Origin of the sequence: Exiguobacterium sp. PvP048, assembly GCF_040549175.1 — a bacterium.
Taxonomy (GTDB): domain Bacteria; phylum Bacillota; class Bacilli; order Exiguobacteriales; family Exiguobacteriaceae; genus Exiguobacterium_A; species Exiguobacterium_A artemiae.
In genome coordinates, this window is record NZ_JBEPSU010000002.1 from 578,617 (window position 1) to 593,973 (window position 15,357).

The window sequence follows — 15,357 nt, forward strand, 5'->3', positions numbered from 1 at the left end:
GGGTATCACTTGCATCGAATTCAGCAGTGAGCCAATATGAAGGGGAAGCTACAAAATCGAGTATTCAAAAGGGGATTCGACAGATGATTAAGCTGATTTTGACTGACATGGATGGCACGTTCTTAAACAGTAGCGGCGATTTTAATCGGACTTTTTTTCAAGAAATCCAGACGTTGTTGAAGCAACACAATATTCAATTTGCACCAGTCAGCGGTAAGCAGTGTGAACGGATTGAAGAGCTCTTTTTGGAAGCCGCCAACGGGATGTGGATTTTAGGCGACAGTGCGACGCGGATTAAACGGGCGGGTACTTACGTTTATGAATCCCTGCTTCCGAACAACATCGGTCGTCAAATTATCCGGCAATTGGAGAAACTGGAGCTCGGACATACGATCATCGCCTGTACAAAAACAGCAGCAGTCGTCAGCGAGACGATTTCAGACGAGAAGTGGGCAATCGTCCGCGGATCGTACAGACAGGTGGAGCGGGTCGCAGACTTAACGGCGATTGAAGACGATTTTGTCAAAATTACCATTCATGATCCGAAGTTACGTTGTTTTGAGACGGTCAAGTCACTGGAACCGTTCCGGGATAGTGTTTATTTTGTTGCCTCGGAAGCCGCCTGGATCGATATCGCGAATCATGGGGTCCACAAAGGAACGACCGTTGAACAATTGCAACGGATCTTACAGGTCCGGCCGGATGAGACGATGGCATTTGGTGACGGCTATAATGATTTGGAACTGTTTGAACAGGCGGATTTCAGCTATGCCGTCAGTAATGCCGTACCGGAGTTGAAGGCCCGGGCGCATGCCGTAATCGGATCAAATGATGCGGACAGTGTGTTGCAAACGATTCAGCGGACGATCGAGGAACAGGCGGAAATCAAGATAACTTGAGGACACGTAAGGAAAGCTGAAATAGATGGAGGCAAAACAGTCAAATTAAAATGTCATGGTTTCTCAATCGGAAAGCCATCTGACTGATCCGATTTATATGTTTCCTTCAGACAGTGAAAGGTTTCTTCCTCATTGAGCAGAATGAAACAACCCCGGTCGTCAAAAATATACAGGATGATGTCTTTGCCCGGATTCACAAAATAAATCTCGGGATAGTACGTCTGTCTTGATTTAAATCGGGGATACAACTCAGGAAAGTCTTGATTACAGATCGCTTGAAGCAACTTTTTATAACGAATGGTCTGTCTGCTCGGCAACAAACGGGCGTATTGGTAAATGACTTCCTCCTCACCACGGACATGCTTTTTTTCAAACTCAATCGCGTATCGTTCCTTGTTATTTTTGAGAAAACGCTCAAAAATTTCCGTACTTTTCATTGCAGGAGAATAAAGTTCTTTTCGGACACGTACAATGAGATACAGACGATCATCTTCTTGAAACAGATCTTCAAACAAAGTGAGGGATTTTTGATAGACCTTCTCAAAGTACGCCATGTTCAGTTCGTCAGAATCCTCTTGAATTTGGTAAAGTCCTTTTTCCAAGTCGAGACTGAGTGTCAGCGGACGCTCCGCAAAAGATTCTTCCAAAATATCTGGATTGTCAAAGTGAGTGCGGAAATAAGCATTTAGATTCATAAGGACTTCCTTTCTTATTGATCGTTATGTACTTTTCTGATGGGATTAAATAAAGAATGATGCCTCCAGATAAATAAAAATGTTAGCGTATACATAAGCAAAATAAAACGATTTACCAAAAAAGAATTGAATTCCTAGCGAATCAGCATGTAACATCTCATCCAAAGGACATTATGGACTTTTTTGTTTTCGGATAAATGCAGCACTTAATATTACAATTCAGTATACATTAATTTAAATTGTCAAACGTCAGTCAATAGTTTAAATATCAACTCCGACTAATTTAAGAATCGCAATGATTACGATGATAGATAACGCGAATGAACCGGCATAAGCCAATTGCTTTTTCATTGGTTATGTCCCTCCCACTATGTTTCGACATTAAAGTTGCTTGGAGCAAGTATGTACTCAAGCGCTTCTTGTTCATACTGTTATCTTAACATGAGTGATTTTAATTGTAAATAATATCCATACGAGAAAATTCTCGTTGAAAGGGGAGTGTAATATGCCTAAAAAATCCATTCAAGATTATGCTTTTTTCGGAAATATCAAAAAGATGAAGACATGTATCGCGCGCGGAGATGATTTGAATGCGCTCGATGAAGAAGGATCTGCCGCACTGCACTGGGCAATCGAGGAAGGGTACGACGAAATCGTCAAGCTGTTGCTTGATCATAGGGCGGACATCAATCAACGCGATAAAGATGGTCTGACACCGTTGCATCTCGCCTTGTATGAAAAGCAGGGTGAAATCGCGATTCAACTGATTGGTCGCGATGCAACCCTTGATTTTGACGGGCACGGCTTTACGGCACTGCATTTTATCGCTGCCCATTCCGGCAACAAGCGGGTTTTCCGAAGATTACTGGAAGACCGGGCACTGGTGAATTGGCAGACAGATGATGGAGAAGGGTATACGCCACTGCATTATGCAGCTCAAGAAGGAAAAATAAAGAAAATTCGTATGCTGGCGGAAGCGGGAGCCGATGTCAACCGGATGGAAAGGAACGGCTTCGCACCGCTCCATCTGGCTGTCGGGGAAGGACATGTCAAAGCGATACAGGCATTACTGGCAGCAGGAGCTGACATTGAAATCGAAAATCCGTTAAATGAGAACAATACCCCTTTAATGCTGGCGAGTCAGTACGGTTTAACCGAAATCACCAAATTATTGTTGGAACACGGTGCCAATCGACAGCATCCAGACGCGGAAGGAAGAACGGCACTCGACTTTGCCGTCAAACACCGTTATCCGGAAATCGTAGCTTTATTACAAACTTAAGCAGGAGGAAATCGATGTGAAGAAATGGATTGGGGTCTTGATTATCGTCCAGACGGTTTTGTTTAGTATGCTGATCATCCAGCTCAATAAAATGACGGAGACGATTGCGGCTGTGGGATCTATGATCGTCACGAAAGATGGGGATATTGCCTGGGGAGGGGGCTTACCGACAACAGATTATATCCTGTTCGGAATTTTGATTATTTTAGGAATCTATCTCGTCATTCCGGCAGACAAAATAAAGTGGTAATCCATATGAATTCTGTTCAACAACAGCATCCGGACATGATAAACTGAAGGTATGGAATATATTTACTTATTTCCTTGGAATAGAAACTAACTGGAACACAACCCACATAAAAAAGGACGTGACAGGATGAAAAAAGTAACGGTTCGTAAAGCGGTGGCAAGTACGCTTGTAACGGCTCTTGTATTGACGGGTGTCGGAGTTAACAGCAATGTAGCGGACGCTTCGACCAAGACGACTCAAGTCGCCAAGAAAAAATTCGACTACAAAAAGTATCGCGCCAAACAAACGAAAGTCGTAGCATCGTACGGCAGCACACTCTTCCATATGGGGAATCTGGGTGGAATCAAAGTACCGGACTATATCACGGATTCTGTGTACCGCGCTAAAGTGGAAGCGTATAACAAAAAATCAAAACAGTATATGACGGACCGGAAGAAGGCACGAAAAGAAGCGGAAGCCTTGAAAAAGCTGATTAAAGAAGTGAACACGCAGAAGGAAAGAAAGGCTGCGGACAAACGGATTGATACTTTGAAAAAAGAAACGATTCGTTTGACGAAGGCGGAAAAGGTGTTGACCAAAGAAGGACAGGCTCTTTATAAAGTGATTGTTGACTACGAAAATAAGCAAATCAAGTTATTTGAAGGTCAGTACGGATCGATTACAAAAGCTTTAACCGTACTCGACTATAAGGACTACGCCAATCGTTTGAAAATCTACCTGGATGCCAATAACTTCAGTGCAGACGAGAAAATCGAAATCATGGATCAAGTATATGATCGGCTTTTGTATGCTCGTGAAGACTCATCAGAAATCGTCGGAGACAAACGCGGTGCAATCAGACTGCTGGTTTACGCCGGTAAATTTGAAGAAGCAAATCAACTGTTTGTGAATACAAAAGAAACGATCCTGGTTGAAGAAAACGCGAAATTAGATGCGTTATACACAAAAATTATTGAAGTCTACATGACGGAAAAGTAACAACAGAATTGGTTTACAATGCACAGCATCCTTTTCGGATGCTGTTATTGTTATGCTTATTTTTACTTTAAGCTCTATTCTGCTGGGGCGGAGAAGACAGGGAGTTGAAGATGATGTTAGAGTTACAGCTTTTGAACATTGATGAGCTCGAAGTTCCCGAGAAAATATACGTCTTGATTAAAAAATGAAGCAAGGAGTGTGCACGAAATGAAAAAGCGGTTTACCGTGAAGTCCAAACAACATCTGAGCGGAGGAATCATTAAAATCATCGTCGATACAGAGACCGGTGTGAATTATATAATGACAAGCGGTCTTGGTCTCAGTGGCATGACACCCTTATTAGACAAAGAAGGAAATGTGGTTGTCGATAGAAATTAAATCTCTATACACATTTTTATGTGTCTTTTAAAACGTTTATCTATACGTTTTTTGAAACGTGCGATACGATGTATATAGTTATTAAAGTAAAGAAATTATCTACTATATCATATTTAAAACTATCCACGTGCTTTTCACTCATTCATCTAAACGTTTCAATGGCCTGGTGCCTATCTATGAAAACTGAGATTACTGTAACGAGGTGAAGAGCAGAGTGGGATTGAGGAGGAGTTTTATATGATTTCGAAATCAAAAGAACGGTCGGTTGTGATGCTTACTGCGGATCAAATTATCTCAACGACTGCTGTCTCACGTTCTTTCAAACAAACAAGAGAAAAAGCACAAGAGGTGCCACTCTTCGTCACTAATGCGCAAGGAGAAATTGATACGGTCGTTGTAGGTTTTCATCAATTCGAAGAAATGAGCGAGATGATTGTCAAACAAGCAGCTTTAATTGAAGAATTTGAGCTTCTTTCTCGTCTGCGAGATGCGGAAAATTCGCCGGAAACATTCATTGATGCTGACGACGTGTTTGCTTCTCTGAGCATTGACTAAAAATCAATGTTGAAAGTGTGGAATGCTCGTGTTTGAACTACCTCCACCTACGCTTTACTTAGAGGTGAAGGATTCCTGAGTTATCCGACCTAACGATCGAAACCTGATCAGGCTAGCCCCGTCGTCCCGACGGTTGAAGAAGCTAAGATACGTTCGGCTTCTTGTTTGAGATTCAGTCCTGCGTTCACATCCCGGTCGTGATGGATCCCGCAACTCGGGCATGTCCATTCCCGTAAGCCAAGATGTTTCACGTTTTTGTGTTGATGGCCGCAACTGGAGCACAGTTGGCTCGAAGCAAAGGTCTTGCCGACCTTCACGACGGTTTTCCCGTACCAGCCCGCCTTATATTCGAGCAGGCGGAAGAACTCCGACCAGCTGACGTCCGAGATGGCCTTGCTCAACTTGCGGTTCTTCTGCATGTTCTTCACCTGCAAAGTCTCGATGCCGATGACATCGTGGTTTTTGACGATCTCGGTCGATACCTTGTGCAGGAAGTCAGTGCGCTTGTTGGCGATCTTCTCGTGGATACGGGCCACCTTCCGCTTCTGCTTCTGATAGTTCTTAGAGTCAGAAAGCCTCACTTTCTTGGCCAGGGCGATTCGTTGACGGTGGGAGAGCTTACGCTGTTCGCGCGCCAACTTCTTCTCAAGTGTTCGGAAGTAACGGTCGTTCTTGTAGATCGTGCCGTCTGACAGGGTGGCAAAGTTCTTGAGTCCGACATCGACACCGACAGATGAACCGGTCTTCGGCAGTTCGTGGATTTCCTGCTCGACGAGCAGGGAGACAAAATATTTGCCTGACGCATTACGTCGGATCGTGGCATTCAAGATACGGCCTGTGATCTGTTTCGAATAGGCGAAACGAACCCATTTCAGCTTCGGAAGTTTGAGCTTGTTGCACACAATCGAGACTTCAGGAAGTTGAGACTTGCCCTGTATGTTGGTCGTGTACGACTGGACGGGATGGCGCTTGGACTTGAAACGAGGGTGATCGTTCTGCTTCTTGAAGAAGCGGTCGAACGCATCGGCAAGATGTTTGACGCTGATCTGTACAGATGTACTATCGACTTCCTTCAACCAGTCGAACTCCTGCTTCAACAAAGGAATTTCTTTGGAACAAGAACCGTAGGACAGCCCTTTCCCAGTGGTCTTGTACATTTCCTCCCACTTCGCCAGGAAATGGTTGAAGACGAAGCGCGAACACCCAATCGTCTTCGCGATCAGGATTTCCTGCTCTTTTGTGGGATAGATTCTGAATCTGTAGGCCTTGTGCTTCAACACCATGTTTCACCTCCTTCAAAAGGACCTTCAAACAAAAGGATCTTTAAAAGGACTATACCCGAAAGACAGGCTGGCGATTCATCTCCCACTTTCACTTCGTTTAGAAGTGGGAGTATTCTCGCCTAAATTCGATAAAGTTAATTTTCACCCTAAAGCTGTTAAAGAACTTAAAAAACTGGATCGACAAATCATTCGAATTATTCAGCTTGATGTACAGGAGAAATTAGCAGTTGATCCAAAAAATCACGGTGAACCGCTACGTGCTCCATTAACTGGTTGTTATAAGCTAAAGTACAAATCATTGAATCTTCGGCTCGTTTACACGATTCGTGACGAGCAATTAACGATCATAAAAATATCGGATGATCAGGAAATTCAGCAAGAGATTGAAGGGATTGTTAGTATTTTAGCAATTGGTGAGCGTACGAGAGAACGCGTGTATAAAAATGCGTTAAATCGAAAAGAAAAGTAAGTACAATTTGTGATGATTAAAGAAGACGATTCCTGTATTGGACGAGGAATTGTCTTTTTGTATGTCGTTAAAATCGATTAGTTTTGATTTCTATTTCGTAAGAACAAGTTCCTTAAAGAGTACTTCTCATTCTTAATAATGCAATCGATTGCATACCGATTCTTTTAACACCTTGTCTTAAATGAATCGGATTTCTTACAAAAAACTAGTTTTTATTTCACCGGATTTATGTAAAAATAGAACACAACAAACTGAGAGGATTTTTAGAAAAATAAACGAGTAAACTATCTGTCTTTTGGATAGGAGAGAGAATCGTTGTTTTTCAAATTCTAAATAACTTATTCGTTTTGAACCTGGAGGGGAACGTATGAAAGTGTTGAAGATGTGGAACCAAATCAGTTTAGTGAAGCAAATTGCAGTCGGTTTGATTATTGGTATTATTTTAGCTGTATCGATTCCTGAAGCTGCCCAGTCCATCACCATCTTTGGAACACTGTTTGTTTCCGCGCTGAAGGCCGTTGCGCCGGTTTTAGTATTCTTCCTGGTCATGGCAGCAATCGTCCAGCATAAAAAAGGACAACAGACGAACATGAAGTCGATTGTCTTCCTGTATCTCCTCGGAACGTTTTTAGCGGGAGCCGTTGCTGTCGTCTTCAGTTTCCTGTTCCCTGTCAACATTGCGCTGACGGAGAGCACGGAGAAATTAGCTGCGCCTGGTAATGCGGTTGAAGTCATCCGGACACTCGTCCTGAATATGGTGGACAATCCGGTCAATGCGTTAGTCCAAGGTAATTACATCGGGATTTTAACGTGGGCCATCGTATTGGGCTTAGCACTGAAAAATGCATCGGACACAACAAAAACGTTCATTTCTAATTTCTCGGATGCGATTGCGAAGATGGTCGGGTGGATCATTAAACTCGCACCGCTTGGTATCATGGGGATTGTCATTGAGTCGATTACGAAAAATGGTCTTGGATCCCTTCTCAACTATGGTCAACTGCTTGTCCTGTTGATCGGGACGATGCTGTTTGTTGCACTTGTCGTCAATCCACTGATCGTCTTCATCAACGTTCGTCAAAATCCGTATCCGCTCGTCTTCAGATGTATCCGTGAGAGCGGGATCACGGCCTTCTTCACACGGAGTTCGGCTGCGAATATTCCCGTTAACATGGAACTGTGTAAAAAACTTGGTCTTGATAAAGAGACGTATGCGATTTCGATTCCGCTTGGTGCGACCGTCAACATGGCGGGAGCTGCCGTAACGATTTCGGTTTTAACACTTGCCGCGGTCAACACCCTTAACATCCCGGTCGATCTTCCGACAGCCATCATCTTGAGCGTGTTAGCTGCTGTCTGTGCCTGCGGGGCTTCTGGTGTCGCGGGTGGATCACTCCTGTTGATTCCGCTTGCCTGCAGCCTGTTCGGCATTCCGAATGAGATTGCGATGCAGGTCATCGCTGTCGGATTCATCATCAGTGTCTTGCAAGATTCGTTTGAAACAGGACTCAACTCTTCAACGGATGTGTTGTTTACAGCGACAGCCGAATTCAAAAAGCGGTTAAAAGACGGCGAACAACTGTCAATCAATCGGCCGATTATGGCGGAAAAACCAACTGAACGAGTCGTCAACAGCTGATTCGTGTTGATGAAATCATAAAAAGGTGAAAGGCATCCAGGCTGACGGATGGGCTTTCACCTTTTTTTGTGGTAAGAGAACAAAAAAACAGGAGAGAATCCGTGATTCCCTCCTGGTCTGCGGTTAACCGAAGTTACTTTTGTGCTTTTGTCTTTTTAAAGCTGTAAATGACACTGATCAGGATGACGAGGACGATCGTTCCGAGCGACATCCAGATTGGCATTTTGTAAACATCACTGAGAATCATCTTCGCTCCGATGAAGACGAGCATGAAGCTGAGACCGTGTTTCAGGTAGTAGAAGCGGTCAATCAGGTTCGCAAGAACGAAGTAGAGACTGCGGAGTCCGAGAATCGCCATGATGTTCGCGTAGAAGATGATGAACGGATCACGCGAGTAGGCGAAGCTTGCTGCGACCGAGTCGACGGCGAAGACGATATCCGAGACTTCGATGAAGATCAACGCGATTAACAGTGGTGTAAAGAACAATTTACCGTTGATCCGTTGCGTAAATTTACCAGACGAGATGTCTTGCGTAATCGGCAAGCGCTTCTCAAGCCAACGGATCGTTTTATTTTCTTCAAGCGACGTTTCCTGACCGATGTTCTTAAACATCATGTAACCCGTGTAGACGAGGAATGCACCGAAGATGTAGTACACCCATGCGAAGTTCTCAAGAAGCGATACTCCGGCGACGATGAAGATGACGCGGAAGAGAATGGCACCGAGAATTCCCCAGAACAAGACTTTGTGCTGATACTTCAATGGAATCGCGAAGTACGCAAAGACGAGTGAGAAGACGAAGACGTTATCAATCGCGAGTGCTTTCTCGATGAAATAAACGCTTGTGTATTCAATGGCGGCGTCGCTACCTTGCGCGTAGAACAACCAACCGCCAAAGGCGACGGCGAGTCCGATCCAGACGAACGTCCACGTCCAGGCTTCGCGGAGCGAGACCTCATGAGCTTTCCTGTGAAATACGCCAAGGTCCAGTGCGAGCATGATGAAGACGATTGCTAAAAATACAATCAATAGTGTCAACAGCGCTTCCTCCTTTGAAGTGATGTGCTTTTCATATTTTGATTATAAGTTCATAAGAACTCAAAGTAAAGCGATGAGTGTGCTGTTTTTCTTTGGAAATGCAATTGGACACTTTTTTGCCTTAAAATATAATCAGACTCAAAAGGAGACGAAAACATGAAAAAATCCAGTGAACGTAACAAAACCGCCTGGGAATACCGTGCTTATGAATTTTGGAATCAACGCGACGGGTCACCGGTGGACAAGGCAAAAGAAATCATGGCCGACCCGAGAGCAAGCCTGAAGAAACATCAGAACTATTTTGAAGAAGTTGTCGGAAAACGAATTGCCAATCTCTGTGGATCAAACGGACGTAAGGCGGTTCCACTGGCGTTGCTTGGAGCAGACGTCACCGTCTTTGATATTTCGGAAGACAACCGCCGCTATGCCCTTGAACTTGCCGATTGTGCCGGGACAGAAATTGAATATGTCGTCGGCGATATTTATGAGATCGATTTGCATACCTATCAGCACCAATTCGATGTCCTGTATCTTGAAGGCGGGATATTACATTATTTTCATGACCTGGAGGCATTCACGGCGATTTTATTTGCCTTGCTCAAGCCGGGCGGGAAACTGATTTTGAGTGATTATCATCCGATCAAACATTGTATTCATGAAGACAAGTACATCCCGCGCTATTTCGATCAGAATACATATGAAGAAAAAATTGCGTACCAATCCCATTTTGATCCGGCTGAACAAGCTGATTTTCCGAAGGTGCTATTGCGGCATTATACGATGAGTGAAATCGTGAACACCGTCATTCGAAGCGGTTTTACGCTTCAACAACTCGATGAACATCCGGGGTGGAAAGGGGAAAACATCCCGTGGGAATTCACGCTTGTCGCGACAACATAAAACCCAGCGTCCTCACGGATGCTGGGCTTGTTCGGCGATGGCTTGAAAAATCGGCTGCAAACTTTTACCTGTTGGCGTCAGTTGATAGACGGCTTCTGGTCGTTCAATGACTCCCCGTTGTGTAAGATGGGTCAGACACACGGTCAACTCTCTACGTGAATGCTTGGGTCCGGTTGACGACAACTGGTCGATTGAACAAGGAGCCTGCAATAATTGAGCGATGATGTGCATCTCGTGCACCGTTCCGAGCATCCGGATAGTGTAGTCGAGTGCACGCAGATCCGTCGGCATGATTATAGACGTTCAAGACGACGGGAAACGGCAGTCAGGATGACGGCGAGGATGACCATGATTCCGCCGACCCACGGTGTGTGGACAAGTCCGATCGTGTCGGCAACGAGTCCACCGATGGTTGCCCCAAGCGCAATCCCGATATTGAAGGCGGAGATGTTCAACGCGGAAGCGACATCAACCGCTGCTGGGACGTATTTTTCCGCCAGCTGAACGATATACAGCTGCAGACCTGGGACATTCATGAAAGCAAGCAGTCCCATCAGGATGATGCCGATGATCCCGGCGATTTTAAACGAAATCATGAACGACAGAGCAATCATGACGATCGCGTGTAAAATGAACATGTAAAACAACGCTTTGATCGGATTTCCGTTGGCGAGTTTTCCGCCGACGGTGTTGCCAATGGCGACAGCAATGCCGTAGACAAGCAGGATGATACTGATCAGGCTCGGACTGATGTGGGTGACGTCCTGCATGATCGGTGTCAGGTACGTGAAGGCGACGAACGTTCCGCCGTAACCGAGGGCGGTGATCAGGAAACCGAGCATCAGACGTCCGTTCGTCAACAGTTTAAACATATCGGAAAACTTCGCCGGCGGTGATTGTTTCAAGTCTTTTGGAATCAGGAAAATGCTTGCGATGATGGCGATGACGCCGAGTGCGGCAACAGCAAAGAATGTCGCACGCCAGCCGAATGATTGACCGATGAATGTGCCGAGCGGGACGCCGGTTACGGTCGCAACCGTCAGACCGGTGAACATCAAAGCGATGGCACTGGCTTTTTTATGTTCCGGTACGAGCTGAACGGCGATCGTTGCGCCAATCGAGAAGAAGACACCGTGCGAAAACGCGGTGATGAACCGGGCGACGATCAACAGTTCGAAAGTGGGTGCGATGGCTGATACGAGATTTCCGGCGATAAAGACGACCATCAACGCCATCAGTAATGTTTTCCGGTTCATCCGGTTCGTCAGGGCAGTCAAGATCGGTGCACCGACGGCGACACCGATTGCGTAACCGGAAATGATCAGTCCGGCCAGAGTGATGCCGATATTTAAGTCACCGGCGATCGCAGCGAGCAGACCGACCGGGACAAATTCCGTTGTTCCGATACCAAAGGCGCTGATAGCAAGTGCGAGCAGGGCGAAGCGGCCGTTTTGCGGGACCTGTTCCTGTTCAGCACGCGGGTTTAATTGATTCATGATAATTCCTCCTGGATAAATGAGCTAAAGTGAGATAGTGCAACCATGCTCCGAACGACCGGGCCCGGATCGTTTTTCAAACAGGGACACTTCTGCGTGATCCCATCATAGAGCGGCATTGTTTTTTATGGAAGTACGTACTTTTAAGTGCGATAGGCACTAAAAAGTACCCTACCATCACCAATTAAAGCAATGGACGAAGGTGGCTTGTACTTTCCGTTAACAGTTGTTATCATAAACCCATCAAATCTACTTGAGAAGTACGCACTTTCAAGTGCGATAGGTACTAAAAAGTACCTGTCCCACCGTACTTCGTAACGAAAGGAAGAATCAGCATGGCCTACAATATTCCGGTCGAAGCGACGCTACAAGTCATCGGAGGCAAATGGAAAGTCGTCATCATGTGTCATCTCATTAAAGGCGAACGCCGGACAAGCGAATTGAAAAAGCTGATGCCGAACATCACTCAAAAAATGTTGACGCAACAACTGCGTGAACTCGAACAGGACGGTGTCATCATCCGGACGGTCTACGAACAGGTTCCGCCGAAAGTCATCTATTCGTTATCGGATTACGGTTGGTCGTTGCGCCCGATTTTAGATGCGATGTGTGCCTGGGGTGAAGGGCACATCGATTTAACCGGTGAGGAAGTTGTATCTTCTTAAAGCGAACTATCATACTGCACAGCAAAACGACCGCCTGCCGTCAGGACGGTCGTTTTTTTCTGGGATCCGTTATTTAACGAAGGAAGCGGCTTCGCGGAGGAAGAACTGTTTGATGGCATCATAAACCGTCTGCTGTTCTTCGGTCAGGCCACGGCTTAAGCGTGATAAATAGATGTTTGAGACGATTGTCAGGTTATCCTTGGCGACGAACGGAAGCTTCAGTTCACGGCAGACGGAAACGGGAACGAAGCTGAAATGCCGTTGCTGACGCAGGGCGACCTGCAGGGAAACGTCATCAATGTAACGAATCGAATCCGCGTATAAACTGAATTCCGTCATCTTTAATTTGATGAAACTGTTGTAATCCTTATTATGTGACGGGAACAGGAACGATTTTGCCGTTTCGTTGTCATAGAGCACACGCATAACGTCCTGCTCCGTGTAATGACCGGGATAGGTCAGCACAATCTCTTCTTCGATGACCGGTTCACTCGTGACTTCGGGATGTTTGATTTCCATAAAGCTGATCGAGAAATGGATTTCATCGGTCAAAAGTTGCGACAGGATTTCACGGTTCGACAAAATCTCTGTATTGAACAGCGTCGCTGACGGGTTAACCAAAAATTCCGCCAGTAGGATCTGAATGAAGCGGCCGTGTGAACTGGCGAGGCTGATCGTCACGTCCTGTTCCGAATGCGACAGCCGTTCTTTGACGAGTTCGAGTTCATTTTCGATTTTTTCGACGGACTGCAACAGGATCCGTCCCTGATTCGTCAAGGTGATCGTCCGACCGTTCCGGTTAAATAATTCGGTATCCAATTCCCGTTCGAGTTTTTTGATCGTCATGCTGAGTGCCGGCTGACTGATGAACAGACGTTTCGCGGCATGAGTAAAATTCAGTTCTTCTGCGACGGTTCTGAAATAATGTAAATGAAGCAATTCCACCTCTTACACCTCCTATAAGTAATCGTTTATAGTAGTATACATCATTATATATTTTTGTTTATGTGGAAACCGGTATATGCTGAGTGCAGAGGTGATGGAAATGAATATCGCAATTTATGGAGCAGGATCACTCGGTACCATCATGGGTGCGTATTTGAGTGAAACATATCCTGTCGTTGACTTGATTGATACGAACAAAGAACATGTCGCGCGACTAAACGAGAACGGGGCACACGTCGTCGGACCCGATATGACGCAACGCGTCACGGCTTTTCTGCCGGAAGAGATTACGAAAACGTATGATATCGTATTGTTGCTGACGAAACAGCTCTACAATCCGCAAGTCTTACCGGCGGTCAAAGCGATTTTAAAAGAAGACGACATCCTCGTTTCCTTGCAAAACGGGGTGCCGGAAGAAATCATCCGCCAGCATATTCCGAGCGAACAGATTATCGCGGGATCCGTGGAGTTCGGGGCGACGTATGTCGGACCGGGACAATCCCGCCTGACAACAGACTACGCGTTCTTTAAAAAATATGCGTTGCAAATCGGCGAACTCGACGGGGCGACGACAGACCGGATCGTTCGGTTAAAAGAAGTTCTCGATACGATCGGCGGAACGGAAATTTCCGATAACCTGCCGGGTACGAAATGGTCGAAACTGATCATCAACAGTGCCTTCAGCGGATTGTCTGCCGCCTGTAACGCGACGTATGGTGACGTGCTCGACCATCCGGTCCTGTTGCGGGCCGCGATTCACGCGATGAAGGAAGTGCTCGATGTCGGGCATGCGCACGGTATCGAATTTGCCCGGATGGGGGAAGCGGACTTGACGGTCTACAGCGAACTCAGTGACATCGACCAAAAGATGGTCGAACTGCCGCAGCTGATGAACAGCTCGCGGAATCTCGAGGCGAGTATGTTACAGGATTTACGGAAACGTCAGCCGACGGAAATCGACTACATTAACGGTGTCGTCACGATGTACGGGGAAACGTACGGCATTCCGACTCCGGTCAATTCAATGATTCAAGCACTCGTCCGAAATGCACAGGACAAACAGGAAGTAACCGACTTTGAACAAAGTGTCGAGCAGTTCAAGGCACTTCTCGCAGTCAAATAAGGGGGATGAGCAGATGAAAAAAGAGGATGTCCAGAATATCGTCGCGACACCGGTCAACGCACCGGTCTTTCCGGCGGTCGATATTTTCTTCCGGAACCGCGAATACATGAATATCGTTTATGAAACGGACCTGGAGCAATTGCGGGCCGTTGTACCGGAACCGCTTGAGCTGATCGGCAACCAGATCAAGTTCGAAGTCATCAATATGCCGGACAGTACGGGACTCGGATCGTATCTGGAATGCGGTCATGTCATCCCGGTCCGGTACAACGGGGAAGTCGGGGAGTTCTACCTGTCGATGTACGTCAATAACCAGGCGGCCATCGCTTCCGGGCGTGAAGTTGCCTCGTTCCCGAAAAAATACGGTTCGCCCAAGCTCTATTTGGATAACGACGTTTTAGTCGGAACCCTCGATTATCATTCGCTTCGTGTCGCCCAGGCGACGATGGGCTACAAATACTATCCGGTCAAGGAAGAAGAGGCGAAAGCGATCATCGGGACACCGCAATTCATGCTGAAACAACACCGCGGCTATGAAGGGGAGCTGATGATCTCTGAATTAACGCGCAGTCAAATCACGGATATTCAGGTGAAGGAAGCCTACCGTGGACCGGCCCGTTTGGAATTGTTCCAGCATGTCATGGCACCGCTGGCCGATTTCCCGGTCGGAAAAATCATCGATGCCCAGCACATCATCGCCGACTTACGGCTTGGCGGTCCGAAGAAGATTTTTGATTATATGAAGTAAAATAACGAAACGG

The 15,357-nt window shown here is 46.1% G+C and carries 18 protein-coding genes; 12 read left to right on the plus strand and 6 right to left on the minus strand.

Annotated elements, in window-relative coordinates:
• The first annotated feature begins 83 nt into the window (after positions 1–83).
• Complete coding sequence (locus tag ABIC15_RS07425; protein ID WP_354020290.1) at positions 84–899, plus strand: HAD-IIB family hydrolase; 816 nt, start codon at positions 84–86, stop codon at positions 897–899.
• A 53-nt stretch (positions 900–952) separates the two neighbouring features.
• Here ABIC15_RS07425 and ABIC15_RS07430 read toward each other — a convergent pair whose 3' ends face one another.
• Positions 953–1,594, minus strand: a complete 642-nt coding sequence (locus ABIC15_RS07430; protein WP_354020291.1) for a DUF3885 domain-containing protein — start codon at positions 1,592–1,594, stop codon at positions 953–955.
• A 505-nt stretch (positions 1,595–2,099) separates the two neighbouring features.
• Here ABIC15_RS07430 and ABIC15_RS07435 point away from each other — a divergent pair.
• From ABIC15_RS07435 to ABIC15_RS07455, 5 genes are all read left to right on the plus strand, one after another.
• A complete protein-coding gene (locus ABIC15_RS07435) occupies positions 2,100–2,876 on the plus strand; it encodes an ankyrin repeat domain-containing protein (protein WP_354020292.1) in 777 nt (258 codons plus the stop codon).
• 16 nt (positions 2,877–2,892) lie between these two features.
• Positions 2,893–3,126 carry a hypothetical protein gene (locus tag ABIC15_RS07440; RefSeq protein WP_354020293.1) on the plus strand — a complete coding sequence of 78 codons (234 nt, stop codon included), beginning with the start codon at positions 2,893–2,895 and terminating at the stop codon, positions 3,124–3,126.
• Positions 3,127–3,252: 126 nt separating this feature from the next.
• Positions 3,253–4,104 (plus strand): hypothetical protein, encoded by an 852-nt coding sequence (locus ABIC15_RS07445; protein ID WP_354020294.1) that lies wholly within the window; start codon positions 3,253–3,255, stop codon positions 4,102–4,104.
• A gap of 207 nt (positions 4,105–4,311) precedes the next feature.
• Entirely contained in the window at positions 4,312–4,482 is a 171-nt protein-coding gene (locus ABIC15_RS07450; protein WP_012370207.1) for a DUF6440 family protein, read from the plus strand.
• Between the two features lie 237 nt (positions 4,483–4,719).
• Positions 4,720–5,037: a hypothetical protein gene (locus tag ABIC15_RS07455; protein ID WP_012370208.1), complete on the plus strand. Its 318-nt coding sequence runs from the start codon at positions 4,720–4,722 to the stop codon at positions 5,035–5,037.
• A 107-nt stretch (positions 5,038–5,144) separates the two neighbouring features.
• On the opposite strand, the gene tnpB is transcribed toward ABIC15_RS07455, so the two are convergent.
• Positions 5,145–6,317, minus strand: coding sequence for an IS200/IS605 family element RNA-guided endonuclease TnpB (gene tnpB, locus ABIC15_RS07460; RefSeq protein WP_318094342.1), 1,173 nt, complete (start codon positions 6,315–6,317; stop codon positions 5,145–5,147).
• Position 6,318: 1 nt separating this feature from the next.
• Here tnpB and ABIC15_RS07465 point away from each other — a divergent pair, with 1 nt between their 5' ends.
• Both ABIC15_RS07465 and sstT read left to right on the plus strand, forming a co-directional pair.
• On the plus strand, positions 6,319–6,789 hold the full coding sequence (locus ABIC15_RS07465; protein WP_354020295.1) for a type II toxin-antitoxin system RelE family toxin: 471 nt from the start codon (positions 6,319–6,321) through the stop codon (positions 6,787–6,789).
• Between the two features lie 367 nt (positions 6,790–7,156).
• Positions 7,157–8,428 carry a serine/threonine transporter SstT gene (sstT, locus tag ABIC15_RS07470; protein WP_354020296.1) on the plus strand — a complete coding sequence of 424 codons (1,272 nt, stop codon included), beginning with the start codon at positions 7,157–7,159 and terminating at the stop codon, positions 8,426–8,428.
• A 133-nt stretch (positions 8,429–8,561) separates the two neighbouring features.
• On the opposite strand, the gene ABIC15_RS07475 is transcribed toward sstT, so the two are convergent.
• The gene (locus tag ABIC15_RS07475) at positions 8,562–9,467 is read right to left on the minus strand and encodes a TerC family protein (RefSeq protein ID WP_131504005.1); all 906 of its coding nucleotides are present in this window, start codon (positions 9,465–9,467) and stop codon (positions 8,562–8,564) included.
• A gap of 156 nt (positions 9,468–9,623) precedes the next feature.
• Between ABIC15_RS07475 and ABIC15_RS07480 the strand changes: the two genes are divergently transcribed.
• Positions 9,624–10,367, plus strand: coding sequence for a class I SAM-dependent methyltransferase (locus ABIC15_RS07480; protein ID WP_318094338.1), 744 nt, complete (start codon positions 9,624–9,626; stop codon positions 10,365–10,367).
• Between the two features lie 12 nt (positions 10,368–10,379).
• Here ABIC15_RS07480 and ABIC15_RS07485 read toward each other — a convergent pair whose 3' ends face one another.
• Entirely contained in the window at positions 10,380–10,658 is a 279-nt protein-coding gene (locus tag ABIC15_RS07485; protein ID WP_131504007.1) for a winged helix-turn-helix transcriptional regulator, read from the minus strand.
• 2 nt (positions 10,659–10,660) lie between these two features.
• On the minus strand, positions 10,661–11,863 hold the full coding sequence (locus ABIC15_RS07490; protein WP_354020297.1) for an MFS transporter: 1,203 nt from the start codon (positions 11,861–11,863) through the stop codon (positions 10,661–10,663).
• A 335-nt stretch (positions 11,864–12,198) separates the two neighbouring features.
• On the opposite strand from ABIC15_RS07490, the gene ABIC15_RS07495 reads away from it, so the two are divergent.
• Positions 12,199–12,528 (plus strand): winged helix-turn-helix transcriptional regulator, encoded by a 330-nt coding sequence (locus ABIC15_RS07495; RefSeq protein ID WP_012370213.1) that lies wholly within the window; start codon positions 12,199–12,201, stop codon positions 12,526–12,528.
• Between the two features lie 69 nt (positions 12,529–12,597).
• Here the strand turns inward: ABIC15_RS07495 and ABIC15_RS07500 are convergent, their stop codons facing one another.
• Positions 12,598–13,473: a LysR family transcriptional regulator gene (locus tag ABIC15_RS07500; protein ID WP_214764957.1), complete on the minus strand. Its 876-nt coding sequence runs from the start codon at positions 13,471–13,473 to the stop codon at positions 12,598–12,600.
• Positions 13,474–13,573: 100 nt separating this feature from the next.
• On the opposite strand from ABIC15_RS07500, the gene ABIC15_RS07505 reads away from it, so the two are divergent.
• Positions 13,574–14,596, plus strand: coding sequence for a ketopantoate reductase family protein (locus tag ABIC15_RS07505; RefSeq protein ID WP_354020298.1), 1,023 nt, complete (start codon positions 13,574–13,576; stop codon positions 14,594–14,596).
• A 13-nt stretch (positions 14,597–14,609) separates the two neighbouring features.
• A complete protein-coding gene (locus ABIC15_RS07510) occupies positions 14,610–15,344 on the plus strand; it encodes an acetoacetate decarboxylase (RefSeq protein ID WP_354020299.1) in 735 nt (244 codons plus the stop codon).
• Positions 15,345–15,357 lie beyond the last annotated feature (13 nt).

Bases quoted from the DNA above. Each gene is read 5' to 3' on its own strand.
- ABIC15_RS07425 (WP_354020290.1), top strand. From the start codon at position 84: ATGATTAAGCTGATTTTGACTGACATGGATGGCACGTTCTTAAACAGT.
- ABIC15_RS07430 (WP_354020291.1), bottom strand. From the start codon at position 1,594: ATGAATCTAAATGCTTATTTCCGCACTCACTTTGACAATCCAGATATT.
- ABIC15_RS07435 (WP_354020292.1), top strand. From the start codon at position 2,100: ATGCCTAAAAAATCCATTCAAGATTATGCTTTTTTCGGAAATATCAAA.
- ABIC15_RS07445 (WP_354020294.1), top strand. From the start codon at position 3,253: ATGAAAAAAGTAACGGTTCGTAAAGCGGTGGCAAGTACGCTTGTAACG.
- ABIC15_RS07450 (WP_012370207.1), top strand. From the start codon at position 4,312: ATGAAAAAGCGGTTTACCGTGAAGTCCAAACAACATCTGAGCGGAGGA.
- ABIC15_RS07455 (WP_012370208.1), top strand. From the start codon at position 4,720: ATGATTTCGAAATCAAAAGAACGGTCGGTTGTGATGCTTACTGCGGAT.
- ABIC15_RS07465 (WP_354020295.1), top strand. From the start codon at position 6,319: ATGTTTCACCTCCTTCAAAAGGACCTTCAAACAAAAGGATCTTTAAAA.
- sstT (WP_354020296.1), top strand. From the start codon at position 7,157: ATGAAAGTGTTGAAGATGTGGAACCAAATCAGTTTAGTGAAGCAAATT.
- ABIC15_RS07480 (WP_318094338.1), top strand. From the start codon at position 9,624: ATGAAAAAATCCAGTGAACGTAACAAAACCGCCTGGGAATACCGTGCT.
- ABIC15_RS07485 (WP_131504007.1), bottom strand. From the start codon at position 10,658: ATGCCGACGGATCTGCGTGCACTCGACTACACTATCCGGATGCTCGGA.
- ABIC15_RS07490 (WP_354020297.1), bottom strand. From the start codon at position 11,863: ATGAATCAATTAAACCCGCGTGCTGAACAGGAACAGGTCCCGCAAAAC.
- ABIC15_RS07495 (WP_012370213.1), top strand. From the start codon at position 12,199: ATGGCCTACAATATTCCGGTCGAAGCGACGCTACAAGTCATCGGAGGC.
- ABIC15_RS07505 (WP_354020298.1), top strand. From the start codon at position 13,574: ATGAATATCGCAATTTATGGAGCAGGATCACTCGGTACCATCATGGGT.
- ABIC15_RS07510 (WP_354020299.1), top strand. From the start codon at position 14,610: ATGAAAAAAGAGGATGTCCAGAATATCGTCGCGACACCGGTCAACGCA.